Origin of the sequence: Streptomyces sp. 7-21, from assembly GCF_016741785.1 — a bacterium.
GTDB lineage: Bacteria > Actinomycetota > Actinomycetes > Streptomycetales > Streptomycetaceae > Streptomyces.
Genome location: NZ_JAERRL010000006.1, coordinates 165343 through 184964, shown reverse-complemented (window position 1 = coordinate 184964; position 19622 = coordinate 165343). Strand labels below are relative to the sequence as shown.

The window sequence follows — 19622 nt, the reverse complement described above, 5'->3', positions numbered from 1 at the left end:
TCAGAAGTCCCAGCCGTCGTCGTCCGCGGCGCCCGCGGTCCTGGCCGCGGCCTCCGCGAAGGCGTTGCCCGCCATGCCCGCGGTGAGCGTCGTACCGTCCGCCGGGTCGATCAGCAGGAACGAGCCGGTGGTCCGGGAGTCCGCGTAGGCGTCCATGGCCAGCGGCTCCGAGGTGCGGATCACCACGCGGCCGATGTCGTTGACCGCCAGCTCACCCGGGTCCGGATGCTGGGACAGGTCGTCCAGCGTCAGCCGGGACGGGATCTCCTTGACGATCGCCTTGACCGTGCGCGTGGTGTGCTTGAGCAGCACCCGGGCTCCCGGCGTCAGCGGCCGGTCGTGCAGGTGGCACACCGTCGCCGTGATGTCGCGGGTCGGCGTCACCGCGGCGTCCGCGGGCACGATCATGTCGCCGCGCGAGACGTCGAGGTCGTCTGAGAGCGAGATGGTCACCGACTGCGGGGCCCAGGCGAAGTCCACGGACTGGCCCAGGGCCTCGATGCTTGAGACCGTGCTGGACAGCCCCGACGGCAGCACGGTCACCCGCTGGCCGACGCGCAGCACGCCGGAGGCGATCTGGCCGGCGTAGCCCCGGTAGTCCGGGTACTCGGGCGTCTGCGGCCGGATCACGTACTGCACGGGGAACCGCGCCGGGGCGGCCGACGGGTCGTTGCTGACGGACACGGACTCCAGGTGCTCCAGCACCGTGGGACCGCCGTACCAGTCCATCGTCGCGGACGGCGTCACGACGTTGTCTCCGACGAGCGCGGAGATCGGGATGGCGGTGATCTCCGGCACGCCCAGCGAGGCCGCGTAGCGCGTGAACTCCTCGGCGATCGCGGCGAAGACGGGCTCGGCGTAGTCCACCAGGTCCATCTTGTTGACGGCGAGCACCACGTGCGGGACGCGCAGCAGGGCCGCGACGGCCGCGTGGCGGCGGGTCTGCTCGACCACGCCATTGCGCGCGTCCACCAGGATGATCGCCAGCTCGGCGGTCGAGGCGCCGGTGACCATGTTCCGCGTGTACTGCACGTGCCCGGGCGTGTCGGCGAGGATGAACCGCCGCTTGGGCGTCGCGAAGTAGCGGTAGGCCACGTCGATGGTGATGCCCTGCTCGCGCTCGGCGCGCAGGCCGTCGGTCAGCAGCGCCAGGTCGGGCGCGTCGGCGCCGCGGTTGCGGGAGGCCAGCTCGACGGCCTCCAGCTGGTCCGCGAGCACGGACTTGGAGTCGTGCAGCAGCCGGCCGACCAGGGTGGACTTGCCGTCGTCCACGGACCCCGCCGTCGCGAACCGCAGCAGCGAGGTGGCGGACATCTCGATGGTCGTGCTCATTAGAAGTACCCCTCGCGCTTGCGGTCCTCCATGGCCGCCTCGGACAGCTTGTCGTCGGCGCGCGTGGCACCGCGCTCGGTCAGCCGGGAGGTGGCGATCTCGGCGATGATCTGCTCGATGGTCTCCGCGTCGGAGTCCACCGCTCCGGTGCAGGACATGTCGCCCACCGTGCGGTAGCGCACCAGGCGCCGCTCGACCGGCTCGCCCTCCTTCGGACCGCCCCACTCGCCCGGGGCCAGCCACATGCCGTTGCGCAGGAACAGCTCGCGTTCGTGGGCGAAGTAGATCTCCGGGATCTCGATCTTCTCGCGGGCGATGTACTGCCACACGTCCAGCTCGGTCCAGTTGGACAGCGGGAAGACGCGCACGTGCTCGCCGGGGGCGTGGCGGCCGTTGTAGAGCTGCCACAGCTCCGGCCGCTGGCGGCGGGGGTCCCAGCCGCCGAACTCGTCGCGGAGCGAGAAGACGCGTTCCTTGGCCCGGGCCTTCTCCTCGTCGCGCCGCCCGCCGCCGAAGACAGCGTCGAAGCGGTTCCGCTCGATGGCGTCGAGCAGCGGCACGGTCTGGAGCGGGTTGCGGGTGCCGTCGGGGCGCTCACGCAGCTGCCCGCGGTCGATGAACTCCTGCACCGAGGCCACGTGCAGCCGCAGCGAGTGCTGGGCCACCACGCGGTCGCGGAAGGCGATGACCTCGGGGAAGTTGTGCCCGGTGTCGACGTGCAGCAGAGCGAACGGGATGGGCGCCGGCGCGAACGACTTCAGCGCCAGGTGGAGCATCACGATGGAGTCCTTGCCGCCCGAGAAGAGGATCACCGGGCGCTCGAACTCGCCCGCGACCTCGCGGAAGATGTGCACCGCCTCGGACTCCAGCACATCGAGGTGCGACAGGGCGTAGGGGTTATCGGAATCCCCGGAGGCCGGGAGAGCCGCTGTCATGCCGTCTTCCTTTCGCTCGCTTCTCCGCCTCCGTTCGCCGGACGGCTCACAGCATTCCCCTCTCGGCGAGCAGCGCGTAGAGCGCGTCGGCGGATTCCTCGATTGTCTGCTGATGCGCAGCGATCCGCAGGTCGGGATCGACCGGGACCTCGTAAGGGTCGTCCACGCCGGTGAGGCCGGACAGCTCCCCCGCCGCCTGCTTGGCGTACAGGCCCTTGACGTCCCGCTGCGCACAGACCTCGACGGGGGTCGCGACGTGGACCTCGAGGTACCCGGTGCCGGCCTCCTGGTGCCGCTTGCGCACGGCCTCGCGGCTCTCCGCGTAGGGTGCGATCACGGGCACCAGCACTTTGACCCCGTGGGAAGCCAGCAGCTCGGCGACGTATCCGATCCGCTGGACGTTGGTGTGCCGGTCCTCGCGGGAGAAGCCCAGCCCGGCGGTCAGGAAAGTGCGGAGCTCGTCTCCGTCCAGCACCTCGACCCGCTGGCCCTCACTCTCCAGCTTCTTGGCCAGGGCGCGGGCGATGGTGGTCTTGCCCGCACTGGGCAGCCCTGTGAGCCAGATAGTGGCGCCCTTGCCGGTATCGCTCATCTCCCGCTTCCTCACTGTCGGTTCATGGGGGGTCACTGCTGTCTTCAGGTGTCTGCGGGGGGCGGTTTCAGGTGTGGATACCGCACTCCGTCTTGGCCAGACCGGCCCAGCGGCCGGCCCGTTCGTCCTCGCCCTCCAGGATGCGACGGGTGCAGGGTGAGCAGCCTATCGAGGCATATCCCTCCTGGAAGAGAGGGTTGGTGAGGACCCCGTGTTCGGCGATGTAGCTTTCCACGTCCGCGCGCGTCCAGCGGGCGATGGGGGAGATCTTCACCTTGCCGCGCTTGGCGTCCCAGCCGACGACCGGCGTCGCCGCCCGTGTCACGGACTCGTCACGGCGCAAGCCCGTGGCCCACGCATCGTACCCGCGCAACCCCTCCTCGAGAACCTGCACCTTGCGCAAGGCGCAGCATAGGTCAGGGTTTCGGTCGTGCAGGCGTGGCCCGTACCGGGCATCCTGCTCGGCGACGGACAAGCGGGGCCGCAATGTGATCACGTTCACGTCCATGGACGCGGCGACGGCGTCCCGCATGCCGATGGTCTCGGGGAAGTGGTAGCCGGTGTCGAGGAAGATAACGTCGACCCCGGGCGCCACCCGGGAGGCCAGGTGCATCAGCACGGCGTCCTGCATTGAGGACGTCACGCAGAAGCGCGCCCCGAAGGTACGGACGGCCCAGCGCAGGATCTCCAGCGCGGGGGCGTCCTCCAGTTCGCGTCCGGCCCGTTCGGCGAGCGTGCGCAGCTCGTCCGCTGTGTACGGCTCCGTAGAGGTGACGGTGCAGTTCACGGGTACCCCTCCTCAGCTAGCGTCCGTGCCCGAGCCGTCCCCGGTGCGGGGACGTGCTCCGGCCGTGCCGGGGCGTGCGAACCCTCTGGCCAGCAGCCCGAGGAAGGCCAGCCGGAAGGCGCGGTTGCAGGACGCGCACTCCCACGCGTCGTGTCCCCCCTCGTGGGGGCGGAGATCCTCGTCGCCGCAGTACGGGCAGTAGAACGGCGCGGCTCTGCCGGTCACCGCAGTGACTCCTCGTCGGCGCGCGCGGCCCACTGGGCGAAGCGCTCGCCCTCCTGGCGCTGCTCCAGGTAGGCCCGCAGCACCCGCTCGACGTAGTCGGCCAGGCCGTCGGCGGTCACCTTCAGCCCGCGGATCTTGCGGCCGAAGCCCGGCTCGAGGCCCAGGGAGCCGCCCAGGTGCACCTGGTAGCCCTCGACCTGGTTGCCGTCGGCATCGGTGACGAGCTGGCCCTTGAGGCCAATGTCCGCGACCTGGATGCGGGCGCAGGAGTTGGGACAGCCGTTGATGTTGATCGTCAGCGGCTCGTCGAACTCGGGCAGGCGGCGTTCCATCTCCTCGACCAGCCAGGCGGCGCGGCTCTTGGTCTCGACGATGGCGAGCTTGCAGAACTCGATGCCGGTGCACGCCATCGTGCCGCGGCGGAAGGTGCTGGGCGTGGCCGTCAGTCCCAGGGACTCCAGCCCTGCGGTGAGCGAGTCGACCCGGTCCCCGGGCACGTCGAGGATGATCATCTTCTGCTCGACGGTGGTGCGCACCCGGGAGGAGCCGTGCGCCTCGGCGAGGTCCGCGATTTTGGAAAGGGTTGCGCCGTCCACGCGCCCGGCGACCGGCGCGAATCCGACGTAAAAGCGTCCGTCGCGCTGGCGGTGCACGCCCACGTGGTCGCGCCAGCGGCTGACGGGCTGCTCGGGCGCCGGGCCGTCGATCAGGCGCCGCAGCAGGTACTCCTTCTCCAGCACCTCGCGGAACTTTTCCGGGCCCCAGTCGGCGACGAGGAACTTCAGGCGGGCCCGGGTGCGCAGCCGCCGGTAGCCGTAGTCGCGGAACACCGACACCACGGCCTCGTGGACGTCGGGGACCTCCTCCAGCGGCACCCAGGCGCCGAGCCGGACGCCGAGCTTCGGGTTGGTCGACAGGCCGCCGCCGACCCACAGGTCGAAGCCCGGCCCGTGCTCGGGGTGGTTGACGCCGACGAAGGCCACGTCGTTGATCTCGTGGGCCACGTCCAGCAGCGGCGAGCCGGAGACCGCGGTCTTGAACTTGCGCGGGAGGTTGGAGTACGCCTTGTTGCCCACCACGCGGCGGTGGATCTCCTCGACGGCGGGGGTGCCGTCGATGATCTCGTCGGCGGCGATCCCGGCCACCGGCGAGCCGATGACGACGCGGGGGGTGTCGCCGCACGCCTCGGTGGTGGACAGGCCCACGCCCTCCAGGCGGCGCCAGATCTCCGGCATGTCCTCGATGCGGATCCAGTGGTACTGGATGTTCTGCCGGTCGGTGATGTCGGCGGTGCCGCGGGCGAACTCCTGGGAGATCTCACCGATCACGCGCAGCTGCGCCGTGGTGAGCTGGCCGCCGTCGATGCGCACCCGGAGCATGAAGTACTCGTCGTCCAGCTCCTCCGGCTCCAGCACGGCCGTCTTGCCGCCGTCGATGCCGGGGCGGCGCTGGGTGTACAGGCCCCACCAGCGCATCCGGCCGCGCAGGTCCGCTCCGTCGATGGAGTGGAAACCCCGGTGCGCGTAGATCGTCTCAATGCGTGTCCGCACATTGAGACCGTCATCGTCCTTCTTGACCTGCTCGTTGGCGTTGAGCGGCGTGAAGTGTCCTGCCGCCCACTGGCCTTCGCCGCGGTGGCGGCCGGCCTTGCGACGACGGGACGTGGCAGCGGGCGTCGTGCGGTGATCGGGCATGATGAGCGGTCCTTCGGCAGGCTCCAGGGCGGCTCTGGCCTGCGGGGACGGCCGCACCATCGCGGTCGTCAGGGCAGAGTCGGCGCGCGTTCAGTCGGGGACGGCAGTCGAAGAGCGTCGGGCTCGGTCAGGAGGTGGTGCACACGCGGATGCGGCGATGACGGCGGGAAGCGGCGATGCCGCGGTTCAGTACGCCGGACACATGGCGCTCGACATTCGACCGAAGTCGACGTGGCGCCGGCTCGCCAGAGGGATTCCACCTTGCGACATGAAGGCAGCGTGACACGCGGTGACGCCGGAGTCCACCAGCTACCGCTATTCGGACAGCCCCGTCTCGGCATCCGAGATGTTGGGACGGGCGCGCTCCACGATGGCCGCGAGATCCAGGCCGGCGGGCAGCGTACCGAACGCACCGCCCCAGTCCCCGCCCAGACGGGAGGCGCAGAACGCGTCCGCCACCGCGGGCGGCGCGTACCGCACCAGCAGTGACCCCTGGAGCACCAGGGCGAAACGCTCCGCCACCCGCCGTGCCCGGCCCTCCGCCGCCGCGAGGTCGGACAGTTCCGTCAGCAGGTCCCTGATGGCCGCGTCCAGCCGGTGGTCCGCCCCCGACGCCTCGCCGATCTCCGCCAGGAAGGCGTCGAGCGCCCCCGGATCGCGGCCCAGCGCCCGCAGCACGTCCAGCGCCTGGACGTTCCCCGAGCCCTCCCAGATGGAGTTCAGCGGCGACTCGCGCAGCAGCCGCGGCATCCCCGACTCCTCCACGTACCCGTTGCCGCCAAGGCACTCCAGCGCCTCCGCCACCAGCGGCGTGCACCGCTTGGTCACCCAGTACTTGGCCGCCGGCACCGCCAGCCGCAGCAGGTGGCGCTCCCGCGCGCTGCCGTCCGCCGCCGCGTCGCAGGCCGCCGCCAGCCGCATCGCGAGCGCCGTCGCCGCCTCCGATTCCACTGCCAGGTCCGCCAGGACGTTGCGCATGAGCGGCTTGTCCAGCAGCCGGCCACCGAACGCCTCGCGGTACGCGGCGTGGTGCGTGGCCTGCGCCACCGCCTGCCGCATGACCGCCGCCGAGCCGGTGACGCAGTCGATCCGGGTGGCGGTCACCATGCCCATGATGGCCGCCAGGCCCCGGCCCTCCTCGCCGACGCGGAAGGCCACCGTCGTGCCGTCGAACTCCACCTCCGAGGAGGCGTTGGCCCGGTTGCCCAGCTTGTCCTTGAGCCGTTGCAGGCGGAAGGCGTTCCGCGTGCCGTCCGGCAGCACGCGCGGCAGCAGGAAGCACGTCAGCCCGCCGGGGGCCTGGGCCAGCACGAGGAAGACGTCCGACATCGGCGCCGAGCAGAACCACTTGTGCCCGGTCAGCGCGTACGCGCCGGGCTCCGCCAGCGGCTCGGCGCGGGTGGTGTTCGCCCGCACGTCCGAGCCGCCCTGTTTCTCGGTCATCCCCATGCCCGCCAGCGCACCCGCCTTCGACGCCGCGGGCCGCAGCCCCGGATCGTAGACCCGCGAGGTGAGCAGGGGTTCCCACACCTGTGCGAGCGCCGGCTCGGCCCGCAGCGCGGGCACCGCGGAGTGCGTCATCGATACCGGGCAGCCGTGCCCGGCCTCCACCTGACTCCACACCAGGAACCCCGCCGCGCGCGTGACGTGCCCGCCCGGGCGCGAGACCGCGTCGGTCAGCCCGGCCGCAACGGCGCGGTCCAGCAGCTGGTGCCACGCCGGGTCGAACTCCACCTCATCCACGCGGTGGCCGAACCGGTCGTGGGTGCGCAGCACCGGCGGGTGGGTGTCCGCCCGCACGCCCCACTCCTGCGCCCGCGCCGAGCCCGCCTCGGCGCCCAGCGCGGTCAGGTGACCGGCCGCCTCCTCGGCGGCCTGCGGCGCGGCGTGCCGCGCCACGGCCTCCCGCAGCGCGGCGTCCTCGGTGAACACGTTGTAACCCGTCAGCGGCGGGACCTGGTTGGTGACGGTGTGCGTGGCCGGCGCCACAGCCGGGGTGTCGGAGCCCATGACGGCTACCGTAGGCGCGCGCGCCGGGCGGCGCTACGGGCCGGCGCCCGTGCCGGGTGTGTGAAGGTCCGGTCGCTGCCCCGGCAAGACGGGTAGGACTCGGTAGAGTTGGCGCTTTCGCGGTTACGGCATGGAAGCGACGTGGCGGACCTGGGCGGGACGAGCATGAACGAGATCCTGAGCGAGCGCGGCATCCGCCGCATCCCCGACTACGCGCAGACGGGCCCGACCGTGGCCCGGATGATCCTGGGCACCCGGCTGCGCCAGCTGCGGGAGGCCCGGCAGATCACCGGGGGAGAGGCGGGCGAGGAGATCCGCGCCTCCCATTCCAAGATCAGCAGGCTCGAGATGGGCCGCACGGGCTTCAAGACCCGTGACGTCCTTGACCTGCTCGACCTGTACGGCGTGACCGACGAGGCCGAGCGCGCCACGCTGCTCGCCCTCGCCCGCCAGTCCAACACCCTTGGCTGGTGGCACATCTACCACGAGGTCGTCCCCAGCTGGCTGAACGTCTACCTCGGGCTGGAGCAGGCGGCCAGCGTCATCCGCAGCTACGAGCTCCAGTTCGTCCCCGGCCTGCTCCAGACCGAGGACTACGCCCGGGCCGTGCTCCGCCTGGCCCACGACCAGCCGGAGCTGCTGGAGCGCCGGGTGGAGCTGCGCATGGCCCGGCAGCGGCTGCTCTACCGTGAACGGCCGCCGCACGTCTGGGTCGTCATCGACGAGGCGGCACTGCGCCGCCCGCTCGGGGGCAGCGCCGGGATGCGCGCCCAGCTGGGGTGGCTGCTGGAACTGTCGGACCTGCCGCACGTCACCGTCCAGGTCATCCCGTTCTCGGTCGGCGGGCACCCCGGCGTCGGCGGGCCGCTCACCGTGCTGCGGCCCCCCGGCGCCGAACTGCCGGACGTCGTCTACCTGGAGCAGCTCACCGGCGGCGTCTTCCCCGACAAGCCCGCCGAGATCGAGCACTACCGGCACGTGATGAACCGCCTCGTGGTGGAGGCGCTGCCGCCCGAGGAGAGCCGCGACTTCGTGCACCGGGTGCGCCGGGAGACCTGACGCCCTCAGCCCCCACGCGCCGGGCCGGTCCCCGGCGGCAGGACGGCCTGCCCGGACACGAGGGCGGCCACGCCCCGCACGCACCGCCCCGGCGCGCGAAGGCACCGGCCGTCCTCTCCCTCCGGTGGCCGGTCAGCTCCAGCGGTACGGCGCGCCCGCCCGGTCCCGGCCAGGCGGGGGCAGGCCGTGCGCGCGCCGTGGCTGATCGCTCACAGCGAACGCGCGGACCCGGGGGAACATCGGCGGGCTCGCTGGCATTGAGTCCACATAGCTCAAGATGCCTGCCGAGGGAGAAGTCATGGATTCATCGTTGGACGTGCTCACCCTGCCGGTGCTTCCGCTCGATGACGAGGTGGTGCTGCCGGGCATGGTGGTGCCGCTGGAGCTCTCCCAGACGGACGTCCGCGCCGCCGTCGAGGCGGCGCAGGCGGCCGCGGCCCGTGGCGAGAAGCCCCGCGTGCTGCTCGTGCCGCGCACCGCGGGCTCGTACGCCGACATGGGCGTGCTCGGCCGGGTCGAGCAGGTCGGGAGGCTCGCCGGCGGCGACCCCGGCGCGCTCGTGCGCGGCCTGCGCCGCGTGCGCATCGGTTCCGGCAGCACCGGCCCCGGCGCGGCCCTGTGGGTGGAGGGCACGGCGGTCGAGGAGGCCGCGCCCAGCCCGCTGCCCGGCGCCGTCGCCGAGCTGGTGCGCGAGTACAAGGCGCTGACCACCACCTGGCTGCGCAAGCGCGGTGCCTGGCAGGTGGTCGACCGGATCCAGCAGATCGAGGACGTCGGCCTGCTCGCGGACAACGCCGGCTACCTGCCCTTCCTCACCGCCGAGCAGCGCCTTCAGCTGCTGACCACGACCGATCCGGTCGAACGGCTCCGGATGGCCGAGCGCTGGCTGCGCGATCACCTGGCCGAGCAGGACGTGGCCGAGGCGATCGCCAAGGACGTCCAGGACGGCGTGGACAAGCAGCAGCGTGAGTTCCTGCTCCGCCGCCAGCTGGAGGCCGTCCGCAAGGAGCTGGCCGAGCTGAACGGCGACGCCGCCGGCGAGAGCGAGGACTACCGCGCCCGCGTCGAGGCCGCGGACCTGCCGGAGAAGGTCCGCGAGGCTGCCCTGAAGGAGGTCGACAAGCTGGAGCGCGCCTCCGACGCCAGCCCGGAGGGCAGCTGGATCCGCACCTGGCTGGACACCGTCCTCGACCTGCCGTGGAACACCCGCACCGAGGACTCCTACGACATCGCCGGCGCGCGTGCCGTACTGGACGCCGACCACGCCGGGCTGACCGACGTCAAGGACCGCATCACCGAGTACCTGGCCGTGCGCAAGCGGCGCGGCGACCGCGGCCTGGGCGTCATCGGCGGCCGCAGGGGCGGGGCGGTCCTGGCGCTCGTCGGTCCTCCGGGCACCGGCAAGACGTCGCTCGGCGAGAGCGTGGCCCGCGCCATGGGGCGGAAGTTTGTGCGCGTCGCCCTCGGCGGCGTCCGTGACGAGGCGGAGATCCGCGGCCACCGCCGCACCTACGTCGGCGCCCTGCCGGGCCGCATCGTCCGCGCCATCAAGGAGGCCGGGTCGATGAACCCCGTGGTGCTGCTCGACGAGATCGACAAGGTCGGCAGCGACTACCGGGGCGACCCGGCGGCGGCCCTGCTGGAGGTGCTCGACCCGGCGCAGAACCACACGTTCCGCGACCACTACCTCGAGGTCGAGCTCGACCTGTCCGACGTCGTCTTCCTGGCCACGGCCAACGTCCTTGAGGCTATCCCGCAGCCGCTGCTGGACCGGATGGACCTGGTACAGCTGGACGGCTACACCGAGGACGAGAAGGTCGTCATCGCCCGCGACCACCTGCTGCCGCGCCAGCTGGAGCGGGCCGGGCTGACCGCCAGCGAGGTCACGGTCGGCGAGGACGTGCTGCGCAAGCTGGCCGGCGAGTACACCCGCGAGGCGGGCGTGCGGAGCCTGGAGCGGCACCTGGCGCGGCTGCTGCGGAAGATCGCCGCCGCCAACGAACTGGGCCAGCTGCCGCTGCCGCACACCGTCACCACCGACCGGCTCCGCGAGCTGATCGGCCGCCCGCACCACACCCCGGAGGCGGCCCAGGCGCCGGAGGAGCGGCGCACGGCCGTGCCCGGCGTCGCGACCGGCCTCGCCGTAACGGGCGCGGGCGGCGACGTGCTGTACATCGAGGCCTCGCTGGCCGACCCGGAGACCGGCGGCGCCGGGCTGACCCTCACCGGGCAGCTGGGCGACGTGATGAAGGAGTCCGGCCAGATCGCCCTGTCCTACCTGCGCTCGCACGGCGCCGAGCTGGAGCTGCCGGTCGGTGACCTGAAGGAGCGGAGCGTGCACCTGCACATCCCCGCCGGCGCGGTGCCCAAGGACGGCCCCAGCGCGGGCATCACGATGACGACCGCGCTGGCCTCCCTGCTCTCGGGCCGCCGGGTCCGGCCGGAGGTCGCCATGACCGGCGAGGTGTCGCTGACCGGGCGGGTGCTGCCGGTGGGCGGCGTGAAGCAGAAGCTGCTGGCCGCCCACCGCGCCGGGATGACCACGGTGATCATCCCGAAGCGGAACGAGCCGGACCTGGACGACGTGCCGGAGGAGATCCTCCAGCGGCTCGACGTCCGCACGGTCACGGACGTGCGGCAGGTGCTCGAGCTGGCGCTGGAGCCGGCGGGCGCCGCCGCCGAGCCGCGGCTGCCGCTGGCCGCCTGAACCCCGCCGGCGCCCCGGGCCTGCCCGCCGGCAGCCCCTCTCCGGCCCTTCCCGTACCGGCCCCGCGCCGGGCGGGAGGGCCGCGGCCGGGGCCGCCGGCGGGCGGCGTAGTGTGCTGCCCCATGAGTCCATCGATCGCGACGAACAGGCGCGTCACACGGGAGGAACTGCTCGACTTCCTCCGGCCGCGGCACCGCGCCGTCCTGCTGACCCGCCGTGCCGACGGCAGCCCTCAGGGATCGCCGCTGACCTGCGGTGTCGACGACGACGGTCGCCTGGTCATCGCTACCTACCCCGAGCGCGCCAAGACGCGCAACGCCCGCCGCGACCCGCACGTCAGCCTCATCGTCCTCTCCGACGAGTGGGACGGCCCCTGGGTGCAGGTCGACGGGACGGCCGAGGTGCTCGACGTACCCGAGGCGGTCGAGCCCCTCGTGGAGTACTACCGCAACATCGCGGGGGAGCACCCCGACTGGGCCGAGTACCGCGCGGCCATGATCCGCCAGAACAAGTCCCTGATCCGCGTCACCATCACCCGCTGGGGGCCCGTCGCCACCGGGGGTTTCCCCGCCCGTCTCGCCCCCTGACGCCCGCCCGCACCGCCATGTCCGGAACCCGCCAGTGACGCGCCCCGCGCGGCCGCACACTGGACGGCGTGACAGGCGAACACACCAGGGCTGACACCAGGTACGAGGCGGTCCGCGGCCGGGACGAGCGGTTCGACGGCGTGTTCTTCACCGCCGTCCTGACCACCGGTGTCTACTGCCGTCCGAGCTGCCCCGCGACCACCCCCAAGCGGGAGAACGTGCGCTTCTACCCCTCGGCCGCCGCCGCGCAAGCGGCCGGGTTCCGCGCCTGCCGCCGCTGCCGCCCCGACGCCGTGCCCGGGTCCCCCGAGTGGAACACCCGGGCTGACGCCGCGGGCCGGGCCATGCGCCTGATCGCCGACGGTGTCGTCGACCGTGACGGTGTCGCCGGCCTCGCCCGCGGCCTGGGCTACAGCGAGCGGCAGGTGCGGCGGCTGCTGACCGCTCAGGTCGGCGCGGGCCCGCTCGCGCTGGCGCGGGCCCAGCGCGCTCACACCGCGCGCGTGCTGCTGGAGACGACCGCGATGCCCGTCACGAGCGTGGCGTTCGCCGCGGGCTTCGCCAGCGTCCGGCAGTTCAACGACACCATCCGCCGCGTCTACGCCCGCACCCCCTCCCAGCTGCGGGCCGCCGCCCGCCGGGGCCAGGTTGCGCCGGGTCCCGGCGTCACCCTCCGGCTCGCCTGCCGCGGCCCGTATGACGCCGCGCAGGTCTTCGGTTTCCTCCAGCGCCGCGCCCTGGCCGGCGTCGAGGAGGTGTGCGGCGCGCCCGGTTCGCGTACCTACCGCAGGTCGCTGGCGCTGCCCCACGGCACCGGCGTGGCCGAGGTCGGCGAACCGCCCCCGGCCGCCCGCGGCCGCTGGCTGCCGTGCCGGCTGCGGCTGACCGACTACCGCGACCTCACCACCGCCGTGCAGCGGATCCGCCGGCTGTTCGACCTCGACGCCGATCCGCGGGCCGTCGCCGGCCGGCTGGCGGCGTCCCCCGCTCTCGGCCCGCTCGCCGCCGCCCGCCCCGGGCTGCGCGCGCCCGGCGCGGCCGACCCCGCCGAACTCGCCGTCCGCGCCGTGCTCGGCCAGCAGGTCACGCTCGCCGCCGCCCGTGCCCTGGGCGCCGGCCTCGTCGCCGCGTACGGCACGCCGCTGCCCGCGCCCGACGGCGGTCTCACCCACCTCTTCCCCGAACCCGGCATCCTCGCCGAGGCTCCGCTGACCCAGCTGCGCATGCCGGCCGCCCGGCGTGCCGCGCTCCGTGCCCTGGCCGCGGCGCTCGCCGACGGCTCGCTCCGCCTCGATCCCGGCGCCGACCGGGAGGAGTCCGAGCGGCGCCTGCGCGCGCTGCCCGGCATCGGGCCCTGGACCGCCGGGTACGTGCGGATGCGCGCGCTCGGTGACCCCGACGTCTTCCTGCCCGGCGACGCGGGCGTCCGGCACGGCCTGGCCCTGACCGGAGCCGCGCCCGGCGAGCCGGAGACCTGGCGCCCCTGGCGCTCCTACGCCGTGCACCACCTGTGGCACGCACCGTTCACCCGCGAGGAGACCGCGTGATGCTGTACACCATCCACCCCAGCCCGCTCGGCGACCTGCTGCTCGCCGCCGAGGAGCCCGGCACCCTCGCCTCGGTGTCCGCGCCGGGCCAGCGGGGCGGCGCCCGCGTCGGCCCCGGCTGGCGGCGCGACCCGGGCGCGTTCCGTACGGCCGTGCGCGAGCTGGACGCCTACTTCGCGGGCGAGCTGAAGGAGTTCACCGTGCCGCTGGCCGCCCGGGGAACGCCGTTCCGCCAGCGGGTCTGGGAGGCGCTGGACACCATCGGCTACGGCGCCACCGTCACCTACGGCGAACTGGCGGTGCGGGCGGGCGCCGACCCGCGCGCGGTGCGGGCCGTCGGCGGCGCGGTGGGCGCTAACCCGCTGCTGGTGGTGCGCCCCTGTCACCGCGTCATCGGCGCCAGCGGAGCGCTGACCGGCTACGCGGGCGGGCTGGAGCGGAAGCGCTGGCTGCTCACGCTGGAGGGCGTGCTCAGCTGAACTGCCGCTCGATGCGGGCCAGTTTCTCCTCCAGGGAGTCCAGCCGGCCGGTGGCCTGCCCGATCGAGGCGGGGTCGGTGAACCCGGCCGGCTCCGCCGAGGGCACATCGAGCGCCGGCCGCTGCGCCGGCTGGAGCGCGGCGGGCTCCGTGCCGCCGCTCGCGCCGGTGCCCTGGCCGGCCGCGGCGAGCTCCCTGCGCTGCCGCCCCCGGCCCAGCATCCGGTGGTGCCTGCTCACGGCGCGCAGCCGGGCCTTCTCCAGCCGCCGCTGCTCGCGGCGCCGGGCGCGCGCGGCCTCCTTGGCCCGCCGGTCCTCGCGCACCTCCTCGACCGCCTCGTCCAGCGACCGCACGTTCTCCAGCAGCATCAGCGACCAGGCGGCGTAGGTCTCGCGCGGGGCACGCAGCCAGCGCACGAACCGGATCTGCGGCAGCGGGCGCGGCACCAGGCCCTGTTCCCGCAGCGCGGCTTTCCGCGTCTGCCGCAGCGCGCGGTCGAAGAGGATCGCGGCGGCCAGTGACATGCCGGCGAAGAACTGCGGGGCGCCCGCGTGCTCCTCCCCGCGCGGGGCGTGGACCCAGTTGAACCACGCCGCCGCCCCCGCGAACAGCCAGACCAGCAGCCGCGAGCCGAGCGAGGAATCGCCGTGGCTGGCCTCGCGTACCGCGAGCACCGCGCAGAACATCGCCGCGCCGTCCAGCCCGAACGGCACCAGGTACTCCCAGCCGCCGGAGAGGCCGAGGTTCTCCCGGCCGAAGCCGACCAGGCCCTGGAACGACAGCGCGGCGGCCACCCCGGCACAGCAGAACAGCAGCGCGTAGGAGGCCACGGCGTAGGCGCGCTCCCGCTGGCGGCGGCGGGCCTCAAGCCGTTCCCACGAGTCGCTCTCGGCGTCGTCGGTCCCGGCCTTGCGGCCGCGCACCAGCAGCGTGGCCGCCGCCGACATGCCGCCGACCAGGACGGCGCCCGCCAGCACCCAGCCGAGATGTATGTCCGTCATCGTCATGAGGGAAGCTCCCTGCGTGTCCCTGCGCGTTTACCCGCGTGCCTGCACGCCGCCGTCCGCGTGGCGGAAGCCGATCGTAGCTGAGGCTCCGTCAGCTGATGAGCGGTAAACCTACACCAACGGGTGAGCTGACTGAGAATCCGGTGTTCTCGTGGCAGAGGTGTGAGAGAGGACGTCAGGAGTCGCGCCGCGGGGCGCCGCCGCTGAGCCGTGCCACCCGCTCCTCGTCGCAGACGCGGGGGCAGGTCACGCAGGTGTCCTGCGGGCGCAGCGTGTAGTACATGCAGCAGCTCACCCGGTCGCGGGTGGTCAGCCGCTCGCCCGACGGGCCCGCCAGGTCGCGGAACGCCGCGCCGCCCGCGTAGGGGGCGGTGGAGCCGGGCAGCAGCAGGTTCGCCTCGGTCCTGGCGCGCTCCTCCTCGCCGAGCAGGCTCCCGAGGTACCACAGGCCCTCGGTCAGCTCGTCGGTCGCCATGCCCCACAGCGCCCGGGCGCGGCGGCGCATCACGGGGCCGAACGCGGCAAGCACCGGGCCGAGGTGGTCGGCGGCCTCCCGCCGCACCACCGCGCGCAGCTCCTCCTCGTCCGCCACCACCCGGGCCCGCGGGTGGCCGGCGGCCGGGTCGTCCGGCAGGCAGGAGAACGACACCGACCGCACCGTCATCCGGCCGGCCTCGGGATGGAACGAGACGTCGGCCAGGCCGATCCGCGGCACGCGCCGCAGCAGGAAGTAGGGCAGCGTGAACAGCACCCCGGCCGGCCAGGCGTAGCGGTGGAGCGCGAAGCTCGCCACCACATCCGGCCGCGCGGGCCGGCCGTGGGAGCGCACCGCCTGCTCGCCCTCCCACGCCAGGAAGCGCTCCAGGGCCTCGCCGCCGGCCGCCAGGGCGTCGCCCCGGAGCCAGCCCTCGCCGTGCCGGGGCGTCTCTTCGGTGATCCGCAGCGACGGCAGCACCGCGGCGGCGCGCTCGTAGGCGGGAGCGCACGGCGACGCCGGCAGCACGGCGGGGAAGGCGGATCTGGACACGGTGCCCCGTTTCGTCGATCGAACACAGGTTAGCCTTACCTTACCTAATCTTCCCGCGGAGGGGGACAGGAGGCAGGGGCGAGTTTTCGCCGCTGCGCCGGACGGGGCTTGCCGTTGCGCGCGGGGGCCCTACTAGGGTGCTCGCTACCGCCGCGCCACGCACGGTTGCGCGGCGGCAGGCGGAACGGACGGAGCGGCACCCGATGGACTCGGCGACGGGCCCCGGAGCGGACCACGGCACGGCTGACCGCCCGCCGCTGCCGGTCCGGCCCCGCTCCCTGCCGGAGCGCCACTCCGTGCGCGCCCAGGTGCTCGCCGCGCTGCGCGACGCTCTCGCCAGCGGTGAGCTGGCCTCCGGCGAGGTCTACTCGGCGCCCGCGCTGGCCGAACGGTACGGCGTCTCCGCCACCCCCGTGCGCGAGGCCATGCAGCGGCTCGCCAGCGAGGGCGTGGTCGAGCCGGTGCCCAACCGCGGCTTCCGCGTCGCGGGCCGCACCGCCCGGGACGCCGCCGAACTCGCCGAGGTGCGCGTGGCGCTGGAGGTCCCGGCCGTGGAGCGGCTGGCCCGCGCGCTGCCCCCGGAACGGTGGGAGGAGCTGCGCCCGCTCGCCGAGGCGACGGTGTCGGCCGCGCGCGCGGGCGACCGGGCCGCGTACGCCGAGGCCGACCGGGCCTTCCACCGCGCGCTGCTCCAGCTGACCGGCAACCGGCAGCTCGTCCTCGTCGCCGAGGACGTCCACCGCCGCGCCCAGAGTCCGGCGGCGCACGGCCGCCTGCCGGACCGCGACGCCCTGCTGCGGGACGCCACCGAGCACACGGCGCTGCTCGACGCGCTGCGCGGCGGCGACGCCGAGGCGGCCGGCCGGCTGGCGCGTGCCCACCTGTCGCCGGACGCCTGACCGGCGACAGGCGGCCCGGGCCCAGCCGCAGTCACCGGCCGGAATCAGTCGCCGTCCGGGCGCTCCCGGTCCGCGAGCTGCGCCCCAAGCCACCGGGGCACGCCGTCGAGCAGGCGGTACAGCCGCGCCGCCTCGGCGCGCAGCCGCGTGGCCTCCTCCGCGGGCACGGCTTCCGCGAGCGCGACCAGCGCGGGCGCGATGCCGACCAGGTAGCCGGCGTCCTCCCGCAGCCGCAGCGACTCGGCGAACCCGTGCCGCGCCTGCCCTGTCTCGCCCTCGCGCAGCGCCAGCGCGGCGAGGTGGCGCCAGGTGTAGGAGGCCAGCAGGACGTCGCCGCTGGCCAGGGCCCCGTCGTGGGCGCGCTGGTAGGCGGCGCCGGCGGCCTGCGGAGTGCCGCTGACGTGTTCGGCCATCAGCCCGCGCCGCAGGTCGAGCAGCGGCCTGGCCGGGGACGAGGGGGGCAGCAGCGCGGCGGCCCGGCCCAGGGCGGCGCGCGCCTCGTCGGCGCGGTCGCGCACCCGCAGCAGCGTTGAGGCGTAGGCCAGGTAGCCGCGTTCGCAGGCGGCGGCGCCGCGTTCCTCGTCGCTGCGTGACAGCGACTCGGCCGCCCGCAGTGCCTCTTCGGCGCGGCCCCAGCCGCTGCTGGTGTACATGCACCGCTCCACCAGCAGCTCCGCCCGCAGCAGCGCCGCCGTGGCGTCCCCGGTCGCGAGCGGCTCCAGCAGCGCGGCCGCGTCGTCCCAGCACCCCCGGGACCGCAGCCGCCACACCGCGCCGTCCAGGGCGCGCCGCCCCGTCTGCCTGGCAGCAGGGTCGTCGCCCGCTCGCCCAGGCTGCCGGGCCTGCCACCCGGCCGGACGAGGTATGGCGGTCTCCGTCACAATGCCCTCCCCAGCGCGCCATCGAGCCGATCACCTATGTGAGGTGAGTGCATCTCAGCACGAGGGAGCGCGGCAGGCCAAGAGGGCTGCGTGAACGAATTCACAAGTGCTGGCCCGCCGCGGGCGGGTGCGGGCCGGCGGCCGGCGCACCGGATCAGGCCAGGCGGAGCGCGAGGAAGAAGTCCACCCGGTCCTCCAGGCGGCTCAGGTCGCGGCCGGTCAGCCGCTCGACGCACCCGATGCGGTACCGCACGGTGTTGACGTGCAGGTGAAGCGCGGCGGCGCAGCGCGTCCACGAGCCGTCGGCCGCCAGGAACGCCGCCAGCGTCGGCAGCAGGGCGGCACCGTTGCGCTGGTCGTAGGCGCGCACCGGGCCCAGCAGCCGCGCGGCGAAGCCGCGGCGCACCTCCCCGGGGAGGAACGGCAGCAGCAGCGCGTGCGAGGCCAGATCGCCGTCGTCGGCCGCCGCCACCGGCCCCGGGCGCGAGGCCGCCACCCGCAGCGCGTGACGCGCCCCGGTCAGCGCGCCGCACAGCGCGTCGGCGGTGGCGACGGCGGCGCTGACGCCGAGGCTGAGCCCGCCGCGGCTGCCGAACCAGGCGGTCAGCGGGCCGCGGGCGGCCCGCAGCAGCGCGGCGGCCCGCAGCGGCGCCGGGCCGTCCGCGGTGGCCGGGGGCAGCGGCACCAGCGCGAGCTGCTCGCCGCACTCCGCCGCCCCGGCCGCCCGCTCCGGCCGCGCCTGAGGTCCGGTGCCCGGGGCGTCGGCGCAGGCGGTGCCGGGCGTGCCCGCCGCGGCGAGCAGCTCCTCCAGCGCAGCGCCCGCGTCCCGGCCGCCCCCGCACCGCGCCGCCACCACCTGCCACCGCGGCGCGGCCAGCCCGGGCGCCAGCACGGTCGCGGCGGCCCGCAGCCGGGCCGCCGTTTCCGCCGGCGGCGCGTCCGCCGCCGCGAGGGCCAGCACCTCGCCGGCCAGCCGGCGCGGCGCGGCGCGGCCGGCCTCGTGCCGCTCCCGTTCCTGCGTCAGAAACCGCGCCACGCTGGCCATCAGCTCGCGGCGCGGTCCGTGCCACTCCCGGGCGTCGGCCCGCACCACCAGGGCCCACGCCGGGCCGCCGCCGACGGGGAACAGCGAGTACGGCCCGCCCGCGCCCGCCACGACGTGGAACGGCGCCGCGCGCCCGGCCGCCTCCGCCGCCGCGTGCCGGGCCGCCAGGCGGGCGGCGGTCGTCTCCGGCAGCGGCCCGCACCCCGAGTCCGCGACCAGCGCGCCCGCCGCCGACACCACCCACGCGGCCAGGTCCAGGTCGGAGCCCAGCAGCCCCAGCACCGCCCCCGGCCCGCCGCCGGGCAGGCCCGCCGCGACCAGGCGCCGGTGCCGCTCCACCACGGCCGCGAGGTCCCCGGCCCGCGCCGCCGACAGCCGGCGCGTCACGTGCTCGGTGATCGTCGCGAAGCTCACCTCCTCGGCCACCGCGAACAGCGGCAGCCGGTAGGCCGTGCACACCTCGGTCAGCGCCGGCGGCACCTCGCCGAACTCCGCCGTGCCCGCCGCCAGCGCGGCCACACCCGCCCGCGTGAGCACGCGCACGAACGGCTCGGCATCCGCCGGGCCGCGCCACCACGCCAGGCCGGTCAGCACCAGCTCACCGCCGCTCAGATACCGCCCCGGGTCACGCAGGTCCGTCGTCATCACCCCGCGCAGCGGCCGGTCCAGGGCCGCCTCGCCCGCCAGCAGCGTCAGGCCGAGGCCAGCGGTCCCCAGCAGCGCGCGCACTCGCATTCCGCCCCGCCCCTCTCCCCCCGCCTCCCCGCGTCGTACGAAGCTACAGAAGGAGCGGGCCGCCCGGCGGAGTGC

General features: G+C 74.6%; 17 protein-coding genes. 6 read left to right on the top strand and 11 right to left on the bottom strand.

Annotated features, from left to right (window positions below; genetic code table 11):
* The 7 genes from JK356_RS10155 to JK356_RS10125 form a co-directional block, all read right to left on the bottom strand.
* On the bottom strand, positions 1-1332 hold the full coding sequence (locus JK356_RS10155) for a sulfate adenylyltransferase subunit 1 (RefSeq protein ID WP_201867294.1): 1332 nt from the start codon (positions 1330-1332) through the stop codon (positions 1-3).
* Positions 1332-2267 (bottom strand): sulfate adenylyltransferase subunit CysD, encoded by a 936-nt coding sequence (gene cysD, locus JK356_RS10150; RefSeq protein WP_201867293.1) that lies wholly within the window; start codon positions 2265-2267, stop codon positions 1332-1334. Before cysD ends, JK356_RS10155 begins: the two co-directional genes overlap by 1 nt.
* Positions 2268-2313: 46 nt before the next feature.
* A complete protein-coding gene (gene cysC, locus JK356_RS10145) occupies positions 2314-2874 on the bottom strand; it encodes an adenylyl-sulfate kinase (protein WP_374100638.1) in 561 nt (186 codons plus the stop codon).
* Between the two features lie 52 nt (positions 2875-2926).
* Positions 2927-3646 carry a phosphoadenylyl-sulfate reductase gene (locus JK356_RS10140; RefSeq protein ID WP_201867291.1) on the bottom strand — a complete coding sequence of 240 codons (720 nt, stop codon included), beginning with the start codon at positions 3644-3646 and terminating at the stop codon, positions 2927-2929.
* 12 nt (positions 3647-3658) lie between these two features.
* Positions 3659-3871, bottom strand: coding sequence for a hypothetical protein (locus JK356_RS10135; RefSeq protein WP_201867290.1), 213 nt, complete (start codon positions 3869-3871; stop codon positions 3659-3661).
* Positions 3868-5565 carry a nitrite/sulfite reductase gene (locus JK356_RS10130; RefSeq protein ID WP_201867289.1) on the bottom strand — a complete coding sequence of 566 codons (1698 nt, stop codon included), beginning with the start codon at positions 5563-5565 and terminating at the stop codon, positions 3868-3870. Before JK356_RS10130 ends, JK356_RS10135 begins: the two co-directional genes overlap by 4 nt.
* A 315-nt stretch (positions 5566-5880) precedes the next feature.
* Positions 5881-7554, bottom strand: a complete 1674-nt coding sequence (locus tag JK356_RS10125) for an acyl-CoA dehydrogenase family protein (protein WP_201867414.1) — start codon at positions 7552-7554, stop codon at positions 5881-5883.
* 186 nt (positions 7555-7740) lie between these two features.
* On the opposite strand from JK356_RS10125, the gene JK356_RS10120 reads away from it, so the two are divergent.
* The 5 genes from JK356_RS10120 (at position 7741) to JK356_RS10100 (ending at position 13954) form a co-directional block, all read left to right on the top strand.
* Positions 7741-8634, top strand: a complete 894-nt coding sequence (locus JK356_RS10120; protein WP_201867413.1) for a helix-turn-helix transcriptional regulator — start codon at positions 7741-7743, stop codon at positions 8632-8634.
* Between the two features lie 298 nt (positions 8635-8932).
* Positions 8933-11341, top strand: a complete 2409-nt coding sequence (gene lon / locus JK356_RS10115; protein WP_201867288.1) for an endopeptidase La — start codon at positions 8933-8935, stop codon at positions 11339-11341.
* 122 nt (positions 11342-11463) lie between these two features.
* Complete coding sequence (locus tag JK356_RS10110; RefSeq protein ID WP_201867287.1) at positions 11464-11928, top strand: PPOX class F420-dependent oxidoreductase; 465 nt, start codon at positions 11464-11466, stop codon at positions 11926-11928.
* A gap of 68 nt (positions 11929-11996) precedes the next feature.
* On the top strand, positions 11997-13475 hold the full coding sequence (locus tag JK356_RS10105) for an AlkA N-terminal domain-containing protein (RefSeq protein WP_201867286.1): 1479 nt from the start codon (positions 11997-11999) through the stop codon (positions 13473-13475).
* Positions 13475-13954 (top strand): methylated-DNA--[protein]-cysteine S-methyltransferase, encoded by a 480-nt coding sequence (locus JK356_RS10100; RefSeq protein WP_201867285.1) that lies wholly within the window; start codon positions 13475-13477, stop codon positions 13952-13954. Before JK356_RS10105 ends, JK356_RS10100 begins: the two co-directional genes overlap by 1 nt.
* Here JK356_RS10100 and JK356_RS10095 read toward each other — a convergent pair.
* Both JK356_RS10095 and JK356_RS10090 read right to left on the bottom strand, forming a co-directional pair.
* Positions 13947-14960, bottom strand: a complete 1014-nt coding sequence (locus JK356_RS10095) for a DUF2637 domain-containing protein (RefSeq protein ID WP_201867284.1) — start codon at positions 14958-14960, stop codon at positions 13947-13949. The two genes, JK356_RS10100 and JK356_RS10095, sit on opposite strands and share 8 nt — an antisense overlap.
* Before the next feature lie 175 nt (positions 14961-15135).
* Positions 15136-15987 (bottom strand): (2Fe-2S)-binding protein, encoded by an 852-nt coding sequence (locus JK356_RS10090; protein ID WP_201867283.1) that lies wholly within the window; start codon positions 15985-15987, stop codon positions 15136-15138.
* A gap of 203 nt (positions 15988-16190) precedes the next feature.
* Here JK356_RS10090 and JK356_RS10085 point away from each other — a divergent pair, with 203 nt between their 5' ends.
* A complete protein-coding gene (locus JK356_RS10085; protein ID WP_201867282.1) occupies positions 16191-16886 on the top strand; it encodes a GntR family transcriptional regulator in 696 nt (231 codons plus the stop codon).
* Positions 16887-16930: 44 nt separating this feature from the next.
* Here the strand turns inward: JK356_RS10085 and JK356_RS10080 are convergent, their stop codons facing one another.
* The gene (locus JK356_RS10080) at positions 16931-17767 is read right to left on the bottom strand and encodes a hypothetical protein (RefSeq protein WP_374100637.1); all 837 of its coding nucleotides are present in this window, start codon (positions 17765-17767) and stop codon (positions 16931-16933) included.
* Positions 17768-17921: 154 nt separating this feature from the next.
* On the bottom strand, positions 17922-19547 hold the full coding sequence (locus tag JK356_RS10075; RefSeq protein WP_201867281.1) for a PucR family transcriptional regulator: 1626 nt from the start codon (positions 19545-19547) through the stop codon (positions 17922-17924).
* Positions 19548-19622: the final 75 nt, after the last annotated feature.